The following is a 20994-nucleotide window of genomic DNA, read 5'->3' as shown; positions in this document are numbered from 1 at the left end:
GGTCAAGTGGCTCGGACTGAAAGTATCCACAGCCAGCCTAGTAGATAAGAACCTTAGTCTTAAAGTCATCTCGCTGAACTAGTGTTGGGGAGATCATTTTGAGGACATTGAAAAGGACTGTAGATAGGTACAATTCAGCGAGACACCTTCTTTAATCTCCCTCGACGGGGAAGAAAGGTGTTTTCAATGAACAGCGATCAGCGCGAGATACAGCGTAAACTTCGGGTTTTGGAACATGCCGACAGGATCGGTGATGTCAGCAAGACGTGTCGGTATTTCGGGATTGGCCGCGCCAGTTTTTATCGATGGCGCAAAGCTTACTCTGAAGGTGGCGAAGCTGACCTGGCGGCAAAAAAGTCCGTGCCACATAATCATCCGGACAAGATGCCGTCTGAGGTCGAAGAGAAGATCCTCCATCTCCGGCGCAAGTATCACCTCGGCCCGATCCGGTTCGTCTGGTATCTGGAGCGCTATCACGGCATCAAAGTTTCCGATGCGGGTGTCTATCGAACGCTCAAGCGACATGGCATGAATCGTCTGCCTCGGGGGACCCGATTGAGGAAAGTGCACACCCAGCGCTACAGTAAGCAAGTGCCCGGACACCACATCCACATGGACGTTAAGTTCCTGATCTTCAAAGGAAAACAGGGTCAAAAGGTCAACCGTTACCAGTATACGGCAATCGACGATGCAACGCGGGTGCGTGCCCTGAAGGTCTATAAGCGACACACCCAGGCCAGCGCCATCGACTTTGTTGATCACATCATCGAAAAACTCCCCTTCCGAATCCAACAGATACGGACCGACAATGGTCATGAGTTCCAGGCCAAGTTCCACTGGCATGTCGAGGACAAGGGAATCCGACATGTGTATATCAAGCCGAGCAGTCCTCAACTCAATGGAAAAGTTGAGCGCTCCCATCGATCCGACCAGCAGGAGTTCTATCAGTTACTGTCGTACAAGGACGATGTTGATCTCGAGGCAAAGCTGGACGAATGGGAGCGCTTCTATAACTTCGCAAGACCACATGGAGCCTTTGCAGGAAAAACGCCTTACGAAGCGCTCCGGGAAAGGCTATGATAGCCTAATCAGGTGTCTCGCTGATTGGTCTATATTACAATCGCTTTCTCCAATGGTCCCGCCATACGGATGATGCCGTCTGCATCAAGTATGCTTCGGCGTTAAGAATTTCCTGATCCGATAATCGGCTCGCGAGCCTGACAAAGACATCCTGCGTCAGATCCTCAGCCGTGGAGGGCTGGCACCCACGGCGCAGAAATGACCGTTTCAAAATGATCGCATACCGGCGATTCAAACCGTCCAACTGTTCACTCGACAGTCGGGCGCACTTTATTGGCTCCCTGTTTTCCCGGCGGTGCGTCATGAGACAGTCCTGGTTACGTTATCGCCAACAAAGCATGAGACACGCGTCGGAATCTGACAAATGGCTTTTGCAATTCGGATTGCCGCGCTTCGCACCGAGTATGAGAAAATGAGGCGCGACGGGTGAGGGCCTCAGGGGGAGGCCCGCCGCGCCTCTGAGGCGCTTGGAGTATACCTTCTTCATTCTAACCCGCTCTGCTGAGAGGAGATTGGACATTACGGCGCATTATCCTGCATATCAGGCGCCTTGGGATAGTAGACGCAGCGCAACTCAGTTTCCTCATTTTTTTCGCACCGCGTGTCGACACCCATTTCTGTTCATCCCTTATATCTCTCCAGACGCCACTGCGATTGCGGACTTCTCCGCATCGATTCCGACCGATGTTTCCTGATCTTGTGAGCGAAGTATGTGCCGAACCGATCGACCCAAGTGCGGACACTTTCGTGGCATATATTGATGCCCGCTCGTGAAGAACGTCTTCAGCATTACGAAGCGAGAGCGGAAATCGGACATACATGAGTACGGCGAGCTGGGCGATTTCGGGCGTTGTGTTAAAGTACCGAAACGGGTTCTTGGCCATTTCCTAAGGGCAATCACCAGGATCGGTCACCTCAAGTCCGATTCCCCTGAAAACACCATGACGGAGTTTATGGAACCCTGCCCGTCGATATTGCCTGCATCATATGTGAGCGAGGCGCCCGCTTCTTTTCCTTGCTGTTCGATCGGACCGGCACGGTGCGAGACGGTGAACTCGGGACCGAGGAAATGGTACAGCGAGGCATCCGTTTCGAGGAAGTTATAATCTGGCGACCTGACCCTGAATGATTTCGCCCTTCGTTATTGCAAAATGCGCAACGCGATAAATTCCTGTGCCGGATGCATCACAGGCAAATTTGCATGATCGATTGGTAAACATAAGAGCGACATGAAAAAGCGCCCCAATTTTTTGTGGTATAAAATGATGGCCGCGCAGCCGAAAAAAGAATAATATTCTTTATATTACAATGATTTGATGGGAATTGCTGGCGGAGAGGAAGGGATTCGAACCCTCGATACGCGTTAACGTATACGCCCTTAGCAGGGGCGCGGAGCATGTCCACAAGGCGCTGATTAACCGGCATTTTTTTCCTCCGGTTCGGCCACCTGCACAGCTTCTGCACTTTTTGCCTCCCAATCCCACCCATATTTCCGGGCTTCGTCTCCGATACCTGGGGCGACATGCGCGTAGCGTTCGAGCAGCTTTATCGACCCCCATCCGCCAGCCTGACGCACGCCCATATAGTCCTTCGTCTGGTCGAGCCGCCATGTCGCGAACCCGTGCCGGATCATGTGCGGGTTGAAGTCCTTGACGCCCGCTGCCTCGGCTGCATTCCGAATGAACGCCATCTTGGCCCCGCTGTCCTTGCGGACCACGTAGGGATTGCCACCACGCGCCCGGAACAGTTTGCCGGCCTCTCGCAGGTTAGGCAATCGTGACAGGGCGGCCATCGTTCGGGCTGGCAGCTTGACCGTCCGTTCCCGGTTGGCCTTGGTGTTCTCGGCCCGGAACCGGAGCGTGGCATAATCCATGTTCAGATCCGATGTGTCGAGCAGCAGGGTTTCCCCGATCCGCGAACCGCCACCTATGAGGGCTTCCAGCAATGCGGCCTGCCAAGGCGATCCGCGCCGACTGGTGGCGGCGTGCAGGATCATGGCGTCCATCTGTGCCGGCGTCACGAAATCTGTCGTGGCGGCCCCATCTGGCGGCCTGTCGATCGGCAGGGCGACCTTGGAATAATTGCAGATGGCTTTCAGCGGCCCGTGCCATTGGCGGCGCAGGGTGGCCGGAACGACGCCCGGATAGGCGAGACGCCCTTCCTTGTCCACAATGGCCTGTGTCAGCCGGTTCACTTCGTAGTGCCCAAGGCGCTTGATGATCGGTTCGAGGTAGCGGGTTTGCTCACGTCCCTCAATGTAAGCGACTGCTAGGTCTGCGACGGTTGCCGGGGTCTCCTGGTTGTCGAAGTTTGCGCGCTGGTATCTGGCGGCGATCTGTAGCAGGATTGCTTCTGCCTCGTCCTTGTCAGCAGTTCCAGTGCTCTCGCGCTTGACGGTGACTTTACACTTTCGACCGTCACGCCAAACGTAGAGGAATCCCGTGACGTACCAGTTGCCGTTGACGGCATCCGGTCGCCTCCAGAGTTTGATTGGCATTTCAGACCCTCCTTGAGAGCATTGAGTGTGTCATAGGTTATCTTGGATTTGCGTCCCCTTCGTTCGACAGGCAAGCCGAGGCGGCGCACCTGATCCCGGACCCATCGGGTAGGATTGGTGCTAACCGTCTCATCCACACCAAGCATTTCTGCGGCTTGTGGAATGGAAAGAAGGGGCTCTGGCACGACCACGGATCAGGCCCTTTTTCCTGCCAGCGAGGAATGCGTCCTACGCTTGTGGGGTTGGAGAATGTTTTCACCAATGCCCAATTGGCGGAAGTTCATCGCGGATGTGCCAGCGTGAAGGCTGGCGAACTTCGCTATCACGTCTCTCACAGTCCGGTGCATCCTCTTGGACGATCGGCGAGACGGGCATGTATCCTTTTCGACCTTGCGAACTTGCTCGTATAGGTCCTCTGCGGCTGCTTCTGCGGTAAAGTAGCAACGACACTGTGGGGAACCGCAATACGGGCAAGTAAGAGGTGTCCAATCGACGGATAATCCGTCACCATCTGGCGGGTCGATCCCGGCACCAATTCCAAATGAATCGTGTTCGTGTACTCTGTCTTCAAAGTCTCCGTCGAATACCCTACGCCCGATGGGCGAGATTGATGTTGTCTGAAATGGCATGATGCGCCTCCTTTCAGACTCTCAATAGGACAATGCCGAGGAACTTTACTGCGAATGGTCAGGATGGGGTCCATGGCCCTCGTTTTGTGAAGGGGGCCGGTCTGTTTTCTTGAACGACGTCAGCAATCTCTGGCTGCCCTGACGAAATTTCGTTGAACGGGTCAGATAGCAGGCAAACCACTGATCATGGTTGGATGCTGTCTTCGACCCCAATTTGAATAGTTGTTGTACACGCTAGGAATACCTTGAGTGAGTTTCATGACTTTCGCCCCACTAATACATGGGCATCAAGAACAATACATGGTTCGGGCGCAACGAAGTCTTTCAACACAAGACCTTCGTCCAGGAAGTATTACCGGCCTCGCTGGTCTCGCATGAACAATGAATGTCTAAAATGGAACATGGTTCATGTCGGATACCCGCCATTGGCACGCGGTCGTGTACATATCTGCGTCCCGATGAATGGGTGTCGAAAGGCGTTACAAGCCATCAATACATTGTCATGTAAAATGCAAATGAAACATGCGCCCCGCCAATTTGAAGGCCGATGCTCTTTTCAAACCCTTGGCCAGTTGATGCGCCATACGTTTCAGGTATTGCCAAGCTGCCGCTGGGTGGCTCCTGCTGGCGTTGTGCTTCATCGGCCCCACCACGATTCTTTGTTTTGCTTTCGAAACAATTCCCTTACACTCAACCTCGGATGGAGGGGGGGCTAGTGGGGATAATTAGGGTAATGCTGGGTGCGGTGGATCGCTGGCTTCGTCGATTTGGTCCATTGATCGTGACCTTCGGGACGGCGGTGCTCCTTTGCGGGCTGATGTTGTTTTGGCTATTCGGGCCTAATCTTGCGCCCTTCTTCAAGCCTGAATTTCCATTTGCGTTTCAATTCGATGTCGAGACTTGGCATTGGATCGCCGCGTGGGGCGGCCTATGGACCGCTCTGTCACTCGGTATCGGGCGAGTTGGTGGCCGTCGTAGGGGCATAATTGCGAGTGGCTTTCTGGCAATGTTCATGGGGGCTGGAACCTGGGCCGTTGGGCAGACGACCTATTTGGATTTTTCAAAGGCGGACATCGCAGCATCCGCTATTTCGGCATTCTGGATTGGATGGTTGGTTTTTCAGTTCGCAAGGCTTGAATTGCTATGGTCTGCGCCCGCTCCGGACCATGACACCACAAGACAGCCCCTCCTGTCCCTGGCCGACGGGAGGGACTTCACCGAGAATTTTGCCTATACATTTCTGAGTCTGTTCGGACTTGCTCTCGACGCTAGTCAGCGAATTTGGCCAGGCGCCGAATTGGCCAGCCGGAAAGCCATCGGACAACAATTCACGCCGTCACTAGTGTTCGCGATACTGATAGTCACGGCGTTCTTGCCGCTCCTGACGGGATTCTGGTTACGTGCTAGCCGAGACGCCAAGCGTCAGAAGCAGTCTTTCTGGCGTAAGGACGTCGTTACACCCCTCTGGTTCGCCCTTATATCCACAAGCGTCTTGGGCATCACATTGTTGGCCTATTACGCCGCGCTCTATGCTTCGGATACAATCAGTGCGGCGATCAGTTACGCCACCTTTGTTGGCGTGTTCTTGGTATTCGTAATGGTGATCGTTCTGCCACATGTAATGAACTATTACCGGCGCCGCAGCGAGGACTCCATCGCTGCGTACGACCAGACGCCGATTCAGCCGATGGGTATAGCAACTTTCGACGCGCCAGCATTGTGGCTCAGCTATCTCGACACGCTTTTAGTCAAGGTGGTGGCGCCGCTCTCGGGTGGGACACAACGGCGGTTTGCGCACGGCTACGTCATCTTGACCCTCTGCCTTCTTAGTTTGCTCGGTTTGGTGATTCCTAGACCATTTGGCCTCGTGCCCGTTGTCATCGGGATACTGTTGGCGATTGCGCTGGGACGACGCTGGGCCTGGGTCGAAGAGGATCGGGAAACCGCATCACGGCTCGAAAGCACCCGAGGGTCGAACATTCACTTGGGTTTCGAAAACGACCTGAAAGACGAAGCCCTGACCGGTTACGCCGGCTTGTTTATTCTCGTTCCGCTGACTCTGTACCAGATTCAGGACATTACCGGATTTGAACCAATATTCGACGAGCAGCCGGGTAACATACTTCTTACTTGGATTGTGTTTTTCGGCGGAGAATTAGCGAAGGCTGTACCGTTCGTAGACTGGTGGGATATTTATGGAAATAGTGAGGTGTCATCCACCGGAAAACATTTGACGTTTCTCTCCCGCGCTGCTGTTGACCTCGTGATTATGGCTGCGTTGTTTCAGGCGCTGAACATCTGGCAACGCAATCGAGTCCAGTCCATGCTTTTCAAGGACGGCCATCTCGATGCTTTCGACCCTTTCAAGGAAAAGGAGTTTTTCCAGGATGGCATCGTACGTTTAAAAGGCACGATGCCCCAAAGCGGGATGGACGACGCCGAAGATGCAAAGGCCAGATCATTCGAAACCAGAGTCGAAGAATTACGAAAAGCACATCGTCTTTTTGTTGAGCGCACCAAAAACGGACATCACGTTTACTATGAAATTCGCAAGTCTTTCGAGGAAAAGATCGTCGAACATGTCAAGCAGCGCGAGCGATTGCTAATCGAATCCTCGAGCGTCTATGAAAGTCCTGCGCCGTACAGTCGTCAGCGCTTGGCGGAATTGATCGACCCGAGCCAGCATGAGGATTTGCGTGCCGGCGCCCAATGGATGATTGAACGTTGGAACGTCCTCGTCGGCAGGCCAATTGATAAGCTTGGGCAAATTGCACGAAGATGGGAGACTTTGAATTTTCCGGACGCTTTCGATGATGAAAAGGCAATCGCTACGAGGGCGCGCCGAATACAGAAGATGGAGTTTGAGAAAATTTTGGTTGAACTTGCCGATCCTCAGTGGAGCAGTGGATTGCGTAAGAAGGAGATTAGCGACTTGATGCAATGCCTGCGACGGGTGCGCGCCGATGTCGAATTCGACTTTTCAAGAATCCTCTCATTTGAACTGTTTGGACGTATGAAGACGGTCTACGCGGTGATGTTCCTCTCCAAGTTCGTTCTAACGAAAGACCATCTCGACGACGATGAATCTTGGCGCCTGCGATTGATCGCCCATGCGGAGGGACCTGATACCGAAATCCAACTAGGTCGTGCCGCAATGCGTGCGCGTGTATATGATTCTGCAGCGAGAATTGCCTGCAATCACAGTGCCGGTGATCAAGCCCGCCGAGATGCGTTCGCCTTATTGGACTGGATGAGCCGGGCGGATGGATCGAAGTCGGGACGAAGCCACGCCTCCATGCGCGCCCTCGAGGTCCAACAATTTATAGCACAAGACGGTCTTTTTGGTGTCGACTCGTGATTGATGCGTCCGGCCAACTTTTCATTAGCTACCGAAAGTCACGTTAGCGGTCTTCGACAAAACGTTGCCGCATGTACGGTGTAGTAAATTTGTCGGCTGGGAATCGTCAGGCAAACGTTTTGACGTGCGGGGCAGGGGCGCTTTAGCCCGTAGGGCAAAGGTCCGGGACCGATCGTGGTGAGCGGGGGTATACGCGAGCGCTCATCGTTGAAGTGATGCCGGATCACTCTACGAGTCATCATGAATAGGTGAAAATTTACACATTGAAACACATAATAGTGCGTGTTTTGTGAATAATTTTTTCTTCTTCCAAAAGGAGACTCTCGAGTACCTCCAGTTGTGAACACCTTCAACCATATCGGAATCGAGTTTGTCCCAGTTCACGCTGGAAAAGACATTGGTGCTGCTGATTTTTCTGTCGCGAATTAATGCGTCGGGTATGTGAAGACGTAGCCGATCAACCATCAGGCGATTTTGCAGTCAGCGTTATAAAGCCTTGGGTGAACGTCATATATAATTATGGATGAGACATTCACGACGCCGAAAGCCAGAAAATAATTGCTCCCTGAAAAGGTCTGTCGCCATAAACAGGCTGCTCAGAATGGTGGCGGCCGACCCCAGACTCCGACCTGTACCTTTCAGGGCTCGCCAGAAGCCGATTCAGAAGATTGAGCAATATCCTGTTGCCCCTACAGCCATGCCGTCTCAGGACGTTGACGGGCGATCTTTTGCCACCGGTCTATCGGGTGAGATTCCTGCGACAACAGTTTCAATCAGGGAAGATTCCAAAGGATTGCACCTGATTGATAAATACTATCGCCCCGCAAATTGGAGGGGGGGCGGTATGAAGATGTGTCTGCTTTTACCAATACCATCGTCGTCTGAATTTTTTCAGTACGACAAAGGTGTTCTGCCGGATCATCGTCGCTGGAATCACGTTCAGTCGTGCATGAGTTCGTTGAGCCCGAAGGCTAATAGGATTCAGTTCACCGAGGCTTTCTGCATTTTGGCGGACGCTCTTCGAAATGTGATTGATCTGGACGCTGGCGATCGGGGATCAATCGATGGCTAATGTACAACCGATCGCCCTTTCCGATTACCATCCTCGCATTCAAGCCTTGGAAACAAGGAATTGGGCCAGAGGTCTTGTTCCTAAGGACATCACACATTTTCTGACAGTGACCCTGAAGAATCCGGACAGCAAATCGGACCCGGAAAAATGGAATGTGAGCAGTTCTCCTCAGCGTAGGGAGTTAATTTCACATATCCTATTTCGTTTCGATAAGCGACTGTACGGGAAAAGCCACATCAATCGAGAAGCGTCGAAGAAATTTCAATTCTTCATGCTCGAAGAAAATCGAGATAAGTGTGGGCACCCGACCTTTGCGCACATACATGGGGCCTTCGCATTTGGTGCTTCCGAACTGGTGAAATTGGCCGATAAGTGGCCCACAATCGAGACCGACATCATACAGCTAGTCCTGGATGAAGGATTGGAGCCCAACGTTTGTTGGCAAACGGCAGACGACGGAATTGCCAAATACATAACAAAAAACGCTGAGGCTTGCGTTGAAACTATTGCCATACGTGCGTGAACAAAAAGGTAGGTCACGGACCCGTGTCTACTTCGATCGCATGGACAATTCCTAAAGAACGCGTCTGATTTCTGCGAGGCGCCGGGAAAGAATAGTATCAAAATATTGATCAACATTCTTTTGCAAGATGAAGCAAACATGATTGAGAAGACCATCCGAAAACAGACGATAATTGTTCAAACAAGATTGCTTCGGTCAGAAAAACAATTGTTTCGAGTTTTTCAAAGAAAGTCTCCACAAGTATATCAGCCAATGATCAACAAACGCGCCCTCTTTACGAAATGTGACACTGATATTTGTTTTAAAGAATTCAGTACTGGTGCGCCCAATAATATAGGAGACTGACCAGTCAATACGTCCAGCAGGGACGGACACGGTCAGATGGTTACCGGCTTGTCGATGCGAAGCCCTTGGTTACATCGTCGGCATTTCATTGGCTCGAACCAGGTTGATATTCGGAAAAGCCGAAGGCGCCTAGTGAATGAATAAGCTTGTCCAAAAATGGTCCTGTTGCACTAACCCTTCCGGATAACGACCATTCTCGCAATTGATGAGTTTTCATTGCAAACATCACCGTGAGCTTCCGCCCTAAATACTCTTGCACGGCCGAGTCAGAGCGCCGCCCGCTGGAGGAATACGGTATGATAATCAGCAACGAGTCGGTAAACGGCATGTTCGGAAAACCCTATCAATCATGTAGAAATGATCGCCCCGCCGAATCGCCGTTCGGACATCGGAATTTCAACGAACTCGCTACCAGTGAATCCCATTTGGTTTACACAGTATGTGAATTGATCGGCCGGGAAAACCTGGCCTGGGTGACGCAATTTCTTGATTGCGCAATTCATCACGGCCCTGGCTCAATTCAGCACGACCCGAAAAAGCTTCAACGTGATTGGTACCGCTTCCTCCGTCAGGCATTTCCCAAGCACCATATTCTGACCTTTGCATTATTTGAAAATATCCTGCGCCAATTGAACTTGTCCGGCACGTCAAAGTCGTACCGATTCATTCATGACGTGACGACGATGCAGTCAGGCGAGGAGATTGGGGGAATCGACCCAGCTGGTGGGGGATTTTCGTCGGAGCGATGGCTCACTGAAAACATTCTAGGGTTCATAAAGAACCAATTGCCGCCCGAGATGTGGTTATCTATCGAAGCAAGCTCCTGGGCAGGATCGGAAGGCAGGGCATCCATCCTGCTTGAAATCCCCCATGTCTACTATCTGGTGGCTGTGTTTGATTCTGAAGGTGCACTGGTTCCGTATGACGTGATCCGGGAAGCCCTTTCGGGTCAGACGCAGGCGCGCAATGAGATGTTTATTCACCAGTTTTATTCGGCGACACGTTTGTTCGGGAGGGATGTAACCCGTCAGTGCGAAGCCAGGAACACCGCCATTCAAGCGCAACAGTGCATATATAACGCAATCAGGCGATCTGACCGTTACCTCAGCGATCGTGACCTACAGTTCCGTGCCGCCTTTCGAGGCGCGTCACCCGATCATGGGATTTCAGACAGTCTGATTATTGGCGAAAGCCTTGCTCGAGCCAACCGGGAGTACCGCTCCATCCCGGCTGGATCAGCGCTGGATCAGATCATCGTAGAGCGCCGACGCTTTCACGAAATGGCCGGCTTGATTTGCCCCAATGGCGGGCAGCCGGAACTGATTAAGCAGCAGGAACGCAGGATAATGCGGACCCCATGCCCAATGAAATGGAAAGATGGGAAAGTCGCTCTTTCGAATGACCCGGCAATCGGAGAATCTCATAATAACGATGGTCAGCCTACAATTTCAGACAAGAAAGCGTTGGGTGGGGTCATCGACGGATTGTCTTCGTATCCGTCTTACTGCGTCAACGGGTTGGCGACGTGGGTGAAGAACAAGATGCGGCCGAAGCCATGAGAACAATCTGACAAGCACTCAAAGTTCTTTCCCATTATCGCACAAAATTCCGCCGGTTATTGTCGGGGGATTCTGTCTCAATGCCTGGGCTTGGTTCGCAAGTTCAGGCTCAGAGGAATGACCGCTTGATCCCGGAAGCAGACGAAGGCGGGGCGGTTCTCGAAGGGCGGAAATTCGCCGCGGGCGGCCTTATGGCCAGTGGGGACAGATAAAGATCAGGACGACCGAAGCGTTGGATTGCGTCGTCCATGCTGTCGCGGTGTGCGGACTCGTCAGCGCTCGATTGAGTGACCGCGAAAGCGAGTTGCAAGGCATACGAAACTCGGCGACAATCGCGGAACTGATTCGATCAGCTTGGCTAGATCGTCATTGACAGGAGAAACACTGCAGTTAATTCGCAGAACAACCCAAAAATCGGTCGCAATGCGCCCTGTCCCTGTGGATCGGGGAAGAAGTTCAAGAGGTGCCATGGTGCCCCAAATGCGCAGGCGCAGTCAGGTCCTGCCGCGGAACCAGGACTTATTGCAGATATGGCCAAGGCGAAGGCGCTTGGCGCGAAAATCCAAAAAGCGGCGCATCAGAGAGAACAGGGGTTCGGTAAGCCGATTATTTCTGTCGAAGCGTCCGGCCAGCGCTTTTTGGTAGTCTGCAATCGCATCTACCATTCGCCGAACTGGCAAACATTTCACGACTTTTTGAGGGAATTTCTGTTCTCCCTTCTGGGGCCAGAGTGGCTCCGCGAGGAAACTGCTAAGTCACTGGAAATCCAACACCCTATTGCTCGCTGGGTTGTGATGGCCCAATCGGACGTGACTTCTGTGCCAATCATCAATGGCCTACGGCATGGTGATATGACCGGCTCGATGAAAGCGTTCATGCAACTTGCCTACAATCTGTATTTGATCGCTCACAACTCGCCCCCTGACGATGCGTTTGATCGTGTTCGTGGATACGTTGCGCGGCTTAAGCAGAGGCATTTCGGGAATTTCCTGGGCGCACTGTATGAGACCTATGCTGCTGCGGCCTTTTTGAAAGCTGGATTTAATATCCAGTATGAAGAGGAAAGCAAAGGCGAGAGAAGCTATACTGAATTTGTAGCAGTGTACCCGCAAACTGGCCGTACATTTTCGGTGGAGGCAAAGGCGAGGAATTCTTCTGGGGCGCCGCAAGATGACGAAGTTAAGCGACTGAGGGTGACGAGTAAGTTGATCACTGCTCTGAATAAATATTCAGAACATGAGCGGATTGTGATGATTGAACTGAACGTACCTGACGAGGTGAGCGAGGATTTAGCTAACCAGTGGCCCGCAGCCGCGATGGATCAAATTCGGTCGGCGGAAGGGCTCACGAACAACGACGGGCAAGAGTTTGATCCTGCCTACGTGATCGTCACCAATCACAACTATCACTCCCGGCTGGATGCCCGCGTGCAAACGCAAGCCTTGGGCTTTGGGTACAAGATTCCGGATTTCGCACCCGCGGTGCCAATCTCTAGCTTCTATGAATACGTGTGCTCGCAAGAGAGGCATGTGGAAATTGATGCGCTCATGAGCTCATTGAAAGATCACTCTCATATTCCCGCGACCTTTGACGGCCAGCCGCCGGAGTTGGCATTCGATCCAGACCAACGCCCGAGGCTGACGGTTGGCGAGGTTTATGAAATCCCATCTGCCGATGGTGATCCGGTTGCAGGTTTGCTTGAGAGCGGGACGGTGATGGAATCGCAGCAGTTGGCGTATTGCGTGCACCGCTTGGAAAACGGCACCCGCATTATCGCGACGCACCCCTTGTCAGACTCGGAAATGACCGTCTGGCGGCGTAATCCTTCGATTTTCTTCGGCGAGGAAGACCGGGTTAAGAAGCCAGCAGAGTCACCGCTCGACTTCGCAAAATTCCTGTATGAATCCTACAAGAATACCGACCGCACGAAATTGGAAGAGTGGCTTTCGCCTTGGGTGCCAGCGGCTGCGTTGGCGGAAATGGATCAAAAGCAATTAGCCGCGAGGTATTGCGAGGACATGGCAATGCAAATGTGGAAGACGACACAAGCAAACAAACCCGGTGGAAAAGTCAGTCGGAACTCCGCTGGGGACTGAAAAGTCAAAACCTGTTTTTGATAATGTGGGATGGTGCCCCGGGGGCGGAGAATGCCGCCCCAGACACCCGCGGGAAGGCAAGGGTAATCGTCCGCGCATGCAGCCGAATGGCTGAATAGGGCCTCGGTCATTGAGGCGTTTGCGAGTCGATGTCCCCTTTTGCGCCCGGAGCGGACGACAGGACTATTCGGCTTGGAGACATTTCAGTGGACCGCAGTTCGAATGAATGAGAATTAAGATCAATGACGACGTCACGCAAACCATCCAATCACATAGTCAACATCGACAAACTGCCCGAGCGCTATCCAACCCATGCGCACACTGAAGGCTTCTGGACTGAACTGGGACGCGCAGTAGCAACATTTGGATTTCTCGAAGAGATGCTAGGCAAAGCAATCTTCGCATTGAGTGCGACAAGGGAGTACGCGCAAGACGATCTCGATGCTGCCTATGAGAAGTGGTTGCCTCTTTTAGTCAAAGCTGTGTCTGACCCCTTGGGCTCGCTGATTGAAGAGTATGGGAAAGTCGCACGAGACTATACACAGCCGTTGATCGAAAACTTTGAAGATTTGATCGAAGAACTCAAACAAGCTAAGAAACTTCGAGATGTAATTTGCCACGGCTCATGGCGCATGCCTGATCAATCTGGCCGTTCACTCCCCTTATTTGTGAATCGAAAGGGGGAGATATTCGAAACATCTGTTGACGCTGAGTTTTTGGAGCAACTTCAACGCCACGTAGCTGAGCTAAGTTGTTTGGTTGTGAATTCGGTAACTCACAATGGCTGGCAATTTCCTGGATCCGGTGGTCCTGGCAATCCTGTATGGAGATAGAGTTGGCACCGCAACTAATGTCTCCTTTTGCGCCCCCTGGGGACTATAATTCAATGCTCTCGGCGAGCGCTAACGCATCTTCGACTTCGACGCCCAAATAGCGGACAGTGCTATCAATCTTCGTGTGCCCAAGCAGCAACTGCACTGCTCGTAAATTGCCGGTCTTACGATAGATCAAGGTCGCCTTAGTTCTACGCATGGAGTGCGTTGCATATGACGACCGCGGTAGCCCAATCGACCGGATCCAGCCTTCGACCAGGCGTCCATACTGCCGAGTGGACAGGTGTCGTGCCAGGTCTTTGCGGCTCGGGAACAGCCAATCATGGTGGTTCAGAGGCTTTTCTGCACACCAGTCTTCGATTGCGTCTCGGGTTTGCTTGGTCACTTCAAACTGGACAGCATTGCCTGTTTTGCTTTGGATGATTTTCGCGCGACTGCGGATTTCTGCGCCCATCCGAAGATCGGAGACGCGCAAGCTGAGCAAGTCGCACCCGCGTAGCTTGCTATCGATGGCTAGGTTGAACAGCGCGAGATCTCGTTTTTTGTCCGCCAACTGCAAGCGAATTCGGATTGCCCAGACCTGCTGGGGTTTCAACGGAGCTTTCTGGCCTACCAACTTGCCTTTGTTCCAAGGAATCCATTGTTCTGACGACTTGTCGAATGGCATCTGTCCTCTCCCCTCATGAAAGGGAAAGAGCGATGCAATCGATTTGCCAAAGCTCGGCGAGGTTTGATTATAAGCCAACCTGACTGCTATCGGCGATGATCCGCCGTGGGCTGCAATATCCACGACGGTCAACCTTCTCGATCAAACCGATACCGCATCTGTCACATGCGATGACTCGATCAGCGAGTGATGGCTGTCGGCCTCCGGCGCGAACCATCGATGCAAGGCGGGCATGACCAGCAGCGTGAGTAGGGTGGATGTCACCAAGCCGCCTGTCACGACGGTAGCGAGGGGGCGCTGCACCTCAGCCCCAACGCCTGTGGCGAAGAGGAGCGGCGCGAGGCCAAGCGCCGTCGTCATGGCGGTCATCAGCACGGGCCTGGCACGCAGCCCTGCGGACTCAATTGCCAGCTCGTCCAGGCTTCTGCCTGCACGGGCAAAGTCATCCATGAAGCTGACCAGCACCATTCCGTTGCCAAGGGCAATGCCGAACAGGGCGATGAAGCCGACCGTTGCTGGTACGGAAACCGGTAGGCCCGCGAGCCAAAGTGCAAGCGCGCCTCCGGTCAGGGCCAGCGGAATGTTCAGCAGGATCAGGATAGCCGATTTCAGCCGCCCGAATGTCATCAGCAGGATGAGAAGCACGATTCCCAGTGTGATCGGGATCACGACCGCGAAGCGGGCATTCGCCTGCTGCTGCAGCTCGAATTGTCCGCCCCAGACCAGCCGGTAGCCGGGCGGCAAGGCCAGTCGCGCATCGGTTATTCTTTGGGCTTCTTCCACGAAAGACCCGATATCCCGTCCACGTACATTTGCCTGCACGGCGATGAAACGTTCGCCATCCTCCCGCGTGATCTGACGCGGGCCAATGACAGTTTCGATCTGGGCCACCGTTGCGAGGGGTACACGTGCACCTGTCGGCGAGACAAGCACGACCCGGCTGATGGCTTCAGGCGTATCCCGGCTGTCCTCGCGCAAGCGCACGATGATGGGAAACTGCCGGACACCCTCGAACAGAGACCCGGCTTGCGCGCCGCCGACGGACGCGCGCAACGCATCCAGCGCATCTTCGACATCCAGCCCGTAGCGTCCAAGGGCGACGCGATCGACAGTGACGACCAGTTGCGGCGCCCCCGTAATCTGGTCGGCTTGCACTTCCGACGCGCCATCCACGCCCTGAAGCAGGGCTTGCAGGTCCCGCGACTTTTCCAGCAGGATCCCGGAGTCAGGCCCGAATATCTTCACCGCCAGTTCGGCGCGCGTGCCGGTGATCAGTTCGTCAACGGCCATGGCGATGGGCTGGCCGATACTCACGACAATGCCGGGATAGGATTCAAGATCCTCGGATATGGCCGTACGCAAGGCCTCGGGCGTCATCCCCTTGCGCCATTGATTGTGCGGCTGCAGTTCGACGAACGCCTCGGCGCTGTTTGTCGGATCGGCATGCGCGCCGACTTCACCCCGGCCAATGCGGGTGACGATCGACTTTATTTCCGGGAAATTGGCGAGAAGCCGCTTCTCGATCCGGGTGGTTGTCTGCGCCGCTTCTGTCAGAGAGATGGAAGGCGCCATCGTCACGCGCAACAGGATGTCACCTTCTTCAAGTGAAGGCGTAAATTCAGACCCGAGGCGCGATCCGGCAAGACCGCCCGCCAGCAGGAGCGCGACCGCCAGTCCGACCGCCGCGAACCGCTGCCGAACAAAGAAGCCTGAAACCCGGCTCACGCTATCGGCCAAGTATCCATTGCCGGCTTTGCCCACGCTGGATGATCGTCGCATCAGGCCATTCGCCATGGAGGGCGCGATCAGCGCCGCATAGAAAAGCGATCCTGTCATCGCCAGCGCCGCTGATGCGGCAAGCGGCCGGAAAGTCTTGCCCTCCACGCCCTGAAGCGAGAAGAGCGGCAGGAACACGACGATCACCACGGCGACGGCGGCAATCAGGGGCGCGATCACCTCTGCCGTGGAGCGTGCCACGATGGAGCGCTTGTCTTCGGGCGGCGTCGCTTCGCGCAATCCCCGATCCACGTTTTCCGCGATCACAATGGCCCCATCCACCATCATGCCGATAGCGATGGCGACGCCGCCCAGCGACATGAGATTGGCGCTTATGCCAAGCACGTGCATGGCGATGAAGGCGAAGCCTACAGAAAACGGGATGGACAGGACGACAACCAGGCTCGGCCGCCACCCGCCAAGGAAGATGAAGACCACGAGGGCAACCAGCAGGGCGCCTTGCCACAGGGCAGTTGTAACCGTGGCAGCTGCCTTGTTCACCAGCGTTCCCTGATCATAATAGGGCACAGCTTCGACCCCTTCCGGCAGGCTGGCATTGATCTCTTCAAAGCGCTTCTGAACCCGGGCAATTACATCCGAGGTGTTGGTGCCGTACAGTTTGAGAACAAGCCCGGCGACGACTTCGCCTTCGCCATTGGCTGTTGCGAGCCCCTGTCGTACGCCGCCGCCGACAATCAGGTCGCCGACGTCGCCCACCCTGACAGGGCGGCCATCATCCACTTTCACGACGATTTCGGACAGATCATCAACACTATGCGCAAGGCCGACCCCGCGCACCGTGAACTGCTCTGACCCGATCTCGATGAACTGGGCGCCTTCGGTCCGGTTACCACGCTCCAGCGCGGTCATCACGTCATCGATCTGAATATCGTAGGCCAGCAATGCATCCGGATCGAGCTGGACCTGATATTGCTTTTCGAACCCGCCAAGTGACAGAACTTCTGTCACGCCGGGCACCGTCTGCAGCTGGTACTTGATGATCCAGTCCTGGATCTCACGCATCTCAACGAGGTCTCGCGTGCCGGTTTGGTCGTCCAATCTGAAATAGAGGATGATGCCAAGCCCTGTCGAGATCGGCCCCATCTTGGGGTCACCGAAGCCTTCAGGAATGTTTCCGCGCGCCTCGGCAAGGCGTTCGCCGACCACTTGCCGGGCAAAATAGACGTCCGTTCCATCTTCGAAATAGATGTTGACGACGGACAAGCCGAAATTGGAGACCGAGCGCATGTTCTTGAGTTTGGGCAAGCCCGACATGGCCGTTTCGATAGGGTAGGTCACGTATCTCTCGACCTCTTCCGGGGCCAGCCCCTCGGTTTCGGTGAAAACCTGAACCAGCGAAGGCGTGACATCCGGGAAGGCGTCAACGGGAAGGGCCCGGAAGGCAAACAGGCCACCGAGCGTCATGGCGAGGGCTGCAATGGCCGCTAGAAGACGTCCACCTGAAATGCGGTGCATAAAATTGATCATGGTGCTGAATCCTAGTGTGCGTGTCCGTCGCCAAAAGCGTCTTTCTCAAGCTGGGCCTTCAGGGTGAAGGCGCCGCTTGAAACGAAAGGCTCGTCCTCGGAAAGGCCTGACCTGATCTCCACGAAGCCCCCGGAACTTGCGCCGGTCGTCACAGGTCGCGGAGCAAAGCCACCCTCGACTGGCACGAAGACGGAGGGCTGCTCTTCAACGGTTTGCACGGCATCTTGCGGGACGCGCAGGACGTCACTTTGACTTCCAACACCGATCTCTGCAGTTATGAACTGGCCGGGACGCAAGTGTCCCTCAGGATTGTCGACGATGACGCGTGCTGTCGCCGTCCGGGAGCCCTCGTCGATGACCGGAAGGATGAACGCGACAACTGCCTGCGTGATCGCTGTACCGTCATCCGCCTTTAGCGCCACCTGTGCGCCAACGCGAATGCGGGCTATGTCCTGCTTGTAGACCGCGATGTCTGCCCAGACGACACTGTCATCAAGGATGGTGAAAAGGGTATCCGCGCCGGCATCGCCTGCAGACACTGTTTCCCCAAGTGTGACCGTGCGCTGAACGACCATGCCTGCAATCGGTGCTGTCAAATAGGCATTTGAATTGTCCCCGTCATCCGCACCTGCAATGCCAGCCAGGGCCGCATGACTGACGCCGGCCGCATGCAATTCATTCTCGGCGGCGTCGCTTGCGGCTTTTGCTGCGTCATATACTGCACGCGCTGTTTGAACGTCTGCCTCCGACGTAATCTTGTCCGCCCAAAGCTGCTCTTCTCGGGCCAGCGCCTTGGCGGACAGTGACCTGCTGGTCTCGGCATTCAGCCAGGTTGCTTTCAGGCTTGCAAGTTCCCGGCTTGTGATCAGTGCCAGCGTGTCACCCCGCTCGACCACATCTCCTTCGTTGGCATAAAGCCGGGCAATTATGCCGCTGACTTTTGGAGATACTTTTGCAACCCGGTCACCGTCGAAACGGATTTCGGCTGGCAGGCTCAATGTTTGCCCCATGGCGCCGGTTGAGGCGTTTTCCACAGCAATACCGGCTTCGTCAGCGGCCTGCGCCGTTAGCCTGACAATGTCATCATGTTCTTCCGCAGCCGGTTCCTGATCATGGCCTTCCTCAATTTCATCATGCGCATGCTGGTCCGTTTCTGCCGTAGCATCTGTACGGGTTCCATTTGCGCCGCATGCAGCCAGAAGGATCGCCAGCGCCGCGATTGCCGCCTTTGGCGTCAATGTCTGTCTCATTGGAAATCTCCATCAAAAGGGGCAGCACCGATGATGCTGCGCAGGCGCAGGCTTTCGGCATTGAGGTCCCGGTTGGCCGCAATCACCGCCATCGAGGCTTCGATGAGCCCCTTGCGGGCATCGAGGGTGGTGGTGAGGTCGAACTTTCCTGCCGCGTAGCCCTGGACCGAGGCGTCATAGGCAGAGCGGGCAGCCGGCAAGGCAGCGTCTTCCAGCAGCGTGAGGCGCTCGCGCGCCGCCCGCACCTGTGCCACGGCGGCCCGCTGGCTGGCCAGCAGCTTGGCCTCCACCGCGAGCCGGTTCAGCCTTTCCGCATCGACGCGATAGCCTGCGGCCCGTGCGGCATCCCGGTTCTGGTCGAACAGTGGAACGGGAACACGAACGCCCACAAGAAAGGCATTCTCGCCCGACTCTTCAAACTGCCTGATCCCGGCAGAGACCGTCAGGTCGGGCATCAAAGACGCTCGGGCGACGTCGCGCTCCGCCCGCCTGGCGGACTCGCTGGCGGCGGCCATGGCGATTTGCGGGTGGGTCTCTTCACGGCGACCTCCCGCTCGCGGTTCAGATAAGGCGGTCCGGTCGATATCTGGCAAGGCGAATCGCGGCTCCGAACTGCCCCAAAGGGCAGCAAGATCATAGCGCTTCTGCTCAACCGCGGCGCGAGCCTGGTAGACGGCTGCGCGCAAGGCGGCCGCATCAGCGTGCGCCCGGGATTGTTCGGGTGGCGCAGCGGCCCCCGCCTCCACACGCTTCGACACCGTCTCAAGGAGCGTGTCTGCAAGATCGGCAGCCTGTTCTGCCAGGCCAGCGACCTGCGAGGCGGCCAGCAGGTCGTACAGCAGCAACGCTGCTTCCAGTTCCGTTTCGCGCAGGATCACAGCGCATTCAGCGGCACCCAGCGTCGCATTGGCCTGCGCAGCCTGCTGACGCTTCGAGCGCTTTCCTCCGAGCTGGAAGGTCTGCTCTATCGAGAACGTTGTTTCACTCTGGTCGAATCCCGCAAGCGGGCCGGATCCCGAGAAGTTCTCGACTTCCAGGCCAATGGAGGGGTTGAACCCGCGGCCCGCCTGCACGGAGTCTGCCTTTCGTGCCTGCGATTCCAGTGCGGCTCGGCGCACGTCGGGAGAGGCGCCGCGCACTTGCTCCAGAACGATATCGAGTGTGAGCGGCGTACCCGGTGTTATAGCCTGCGCATCGGCCTGAGGCCCGCTGCACGGCGCGGCAATCGCACCACCCGCAAAGGCGGTTGCGATCAGGATGCACAATGCACCCTGTCTGAATTTTGACATGGAGAATAAGTCCTCGTGGTAATCTGAATGACAGACGGGCAGCGCAAGAAGCGCCGCTATCGGGTCAGATTAGGCACGCGGTGGTCGATAGAGGCCCATGGGCTCGGCGAGCAATGCGGAGTCTTCACCGCGCAGGCGCAAAATTCCGTTCAGGTGAGGGGCGAAAGCAAACGGAGACAGTCCAGTTCCGACAATATGGAAATGACAACTGCCGCAACTATGCGCGTGGTGCTCATGGTCAGGCTTGTCTTTGTCATCAGGGGTTTCCAGACCGATGATCTGAGCTGCCAGATCAGCTGACGCGCATTCGATATCGAAGGCATCGACCGGATGGATGTCTGCGGCAGCCGAGCCGAATCCCATCATCACCATCAGCACGATGGCGAGCGCAATCCTGCTCATATAGGCTAGCGGTCCAGTCATCATGTCTGAGCCCATAGCAGACCCCGGTCCAATACTCACTACCGAAATTCACTTGCGATACGCGACAATCAATTGCGCGCCTTACTTGCCGTTGAATTCTGCGATTGGG

General features: G+C 55.1%; 13 protein-coding genes, 1 tRNA gene and 3 pseudogenes. 8 read left to right on the top strand and 9 right to left on the bottom strand.

Features of this window, described 5'->3' with window-relative positions; genetic code table 11:
* The first annotated feature begins 186 nt into the window (after positions 1-186).
* Positions 187-1080 carry an IS481 family transposase gene (locus HJO_RS06750; RefSeq protein WP_035615214.1) on the top strand — a complete coding sequence of 298 codons (894 nt, stop codon included), beginning with the start codon at positions 187-189 and terminating at the stop codon, positions 1078-1080.
* Positions 1081-1114: 34 nt separating this feature from the next.
* On the opposite strand, the gene HJO_RS18920 is transcribed toward HJO_RS06750, so the two are convergent.
* Together HJO_RS18920 and HJO_RS18915 are read right to left on the bottom strand one after the other, a co-directional pair.
* Positions 1115-1384, bottom strand: coding sequence for an RNA polymerase sigma factor (locus HJO_RS18920; RefSeq protein ID WP_084141690.1), 270 nt, complete (start codon positions 1382-1384; stop codon positions 1115-1117).
* 332 nt (positions 1385-1716) lie between these two features.
* Positions 1717-1964, bottom strand: a pseudogene (locus HJO_RS18915) (IS6 family transposase); the annotation flags it as partial.
* A 71-nt stretch (positions 1965-2035) separates the two neighbouring features.
* Between HJO_RS18915 and HJO_RS18910 the strand changes: the two are divergent.
* Positions 2036-2209, top strand: a pseudogene (locus HJO_RS18910) (CRISPR-associated protein Csx16); the annotation flags it as partial.
* Positions 2210-2407: 198 nt separating this feature from the next.
* Here HJO_RS18910 and HJO_RS18380 read toward each other — a convergent pair.
* Positions 2408-2516, bottom strand: a tRNA-Ser gene (locus HJO_RS18380).
* Complete coding sequence (locus tag HJO_RS06745) at positions 2495-3577, bottom strand: tyrosine-type recombinase/integrase (RefSeq protein ID WP_035615212.1); 1083 nt, start codon at positions 3575-3577, stop codon at positions 2495-2497. Before HJO_RS06745 ends, HJO_RS18380 begins: the two co-directional genes overlap by 22 nt.
* 1362 nt (positions 3578-4939) lie before the next feature.
* Here HJO_RS06745 and HJO_RS06740 point away from each other — a divergent pair.
* From HJO_RS06740 to HJO_RS18120, 6 genes and pseudogenes are all read left to right on the top strand, one after another.
* Positions 4940-7564 (top strand): hypothetical protein, encoded by a 2625-nt coding sequence (locus HJO_RS06740; protein ID WP_156945452.1) that lies wholly within the window; start codon positions 4940-4942, stop codon positions 7562-7564.
* A gap of 1064 nt (positions 7565-8628) precedes the next feature.
* Positions 8629-9159, top strand: coding sequence for a hypothetical protein (locus tag HJO_RS06735; protein WP_156945451.1), 531 nt, complete (start codon positions 8629-8631; stop codon positions 9157-9159).
* 641 nt (positions 9160-9800) lie between these two features.
* Entirely contained in the window at positions 9801-11063 is a 1263-nt protein-coding gene (locus HJO_RS06730) for a hypothetical protein (RefSeq protein ID WP_162173789.1), read from the top strand.
* A gap of 362 nt (positions 11064-11425) precedes the next feature.
* Positions 11426-11536, top strand: a pseudogene (locus tag HJO_RS18905) (SEC-C metal-binding domain-containing protein); the annotation flags it as partial.
* A gap of 57 nt (positions 11537-11593) precedes the next feature.
* A complete protein-coding gene (locus HJO_RS06725) occupies positions 11594-13159 on the top strand; it encodes a DUF3892 domain-containing protein (protein ID WP_035615201.1) in 1566 nt (521 codons plus the stop codon).
* A 242-nt stretch (positions 13160-13401) separates the two neighbouring features.
* Positions 13402-13992 carry a hypothetical protein gene (locus HJO_RS18120; protein ID WP_084141684.1) on the top strand — a complete coding sequence of 197 codons (591 nt, stop codon included), beginning with the start codon at positions 13402-13404 and terminating at the stop codon, positions 13990-13992.
* A gap of 43 nt (positions 13993-14035) precedes the next feature.
* Here the strand turns inward: HJO_RS18120 and HJO_RS06720 are convergent, their stop codons facing one another.
* From HJO_RS06720 to HJO_RS06700, 5 genes are all read right to left on the bottom strand, one after another.
* Positions 14036-14659 carry a tyrosine-type recombinase/integrase gene (locus tag HJO_RS06720; protein ID WP_035615198.1) on the bottom strand — a complete coding sequence of 208 codons (624 nt, stop codon included), beginning with the start codon at positions 14657-14659 and terminating at the stop codon, positions 14036-14038.
* 141 nt (positions 14660-14800) lie between these two features.
* Positions 14801-17923, bottom strand: coding sequence for an efflux RND transporter permease subunit (locus tag HJO_RS06715; protein ID WP_035615195.1), 3123 nt, complete (start codon positions 17921-17923; stop codon positions 14801-14803).
* An 11-nt stretch (positions 17924-17934) separates the two neighbouring features.
* Positions 17935-19173, bottom strand: a complete 1239-nt coding sequence (locus tag HJO_RS06710; RefSeq protein WP_035615193.1) for an efflux RND transporter periplasmic adaptor subunit — start codon at positions 19171-19173, stop codon at positions 17935-17937.
* Positions 19170-20462 carry a TolC family protein gene (locus tag HJO_RS06705; RefSeq protein WP_035615191.1) on the bottom strand — a complete coding sequence of 431 codons (1293 nt, stop codon included), beginning with the start codon at positions 20460-20462 and terminating at the stop codon, positions 19170-19172. The genes HJO_RS06710 and HJO_RS06705 overlap by 4 nt, the downstream gene beginning before the upstream one ends.
* Before the next feature lie 69 nt (positions 20463-20531).
* Positions 20532-20888, bottom strand: a complete 357-nt coding sequence (locus HJO_RS06700; protein ID WP_156945449.1) for a hypothetical protein — start codon at positions 20886-20888, stop codon at positions 20532-20534.
* Between the last annotated feature and the right edge of the window lie 106 nt (positions 20889-20994).

Source organism: Hyphomonas johnsonii MHS-2, from assembly GCF_000685275.1.
Taxonomy (GTDB): domain Bacteria; phylum Pseudomonadota; class Alphaproteobacteria; order Caulobacterales; family Hyphomonadaceae; genus Hyphomonas; species Hyphomonas johnsonii.
This window is presented reverse-complemented; position numbering and strand designations above follow the sequence as displayed.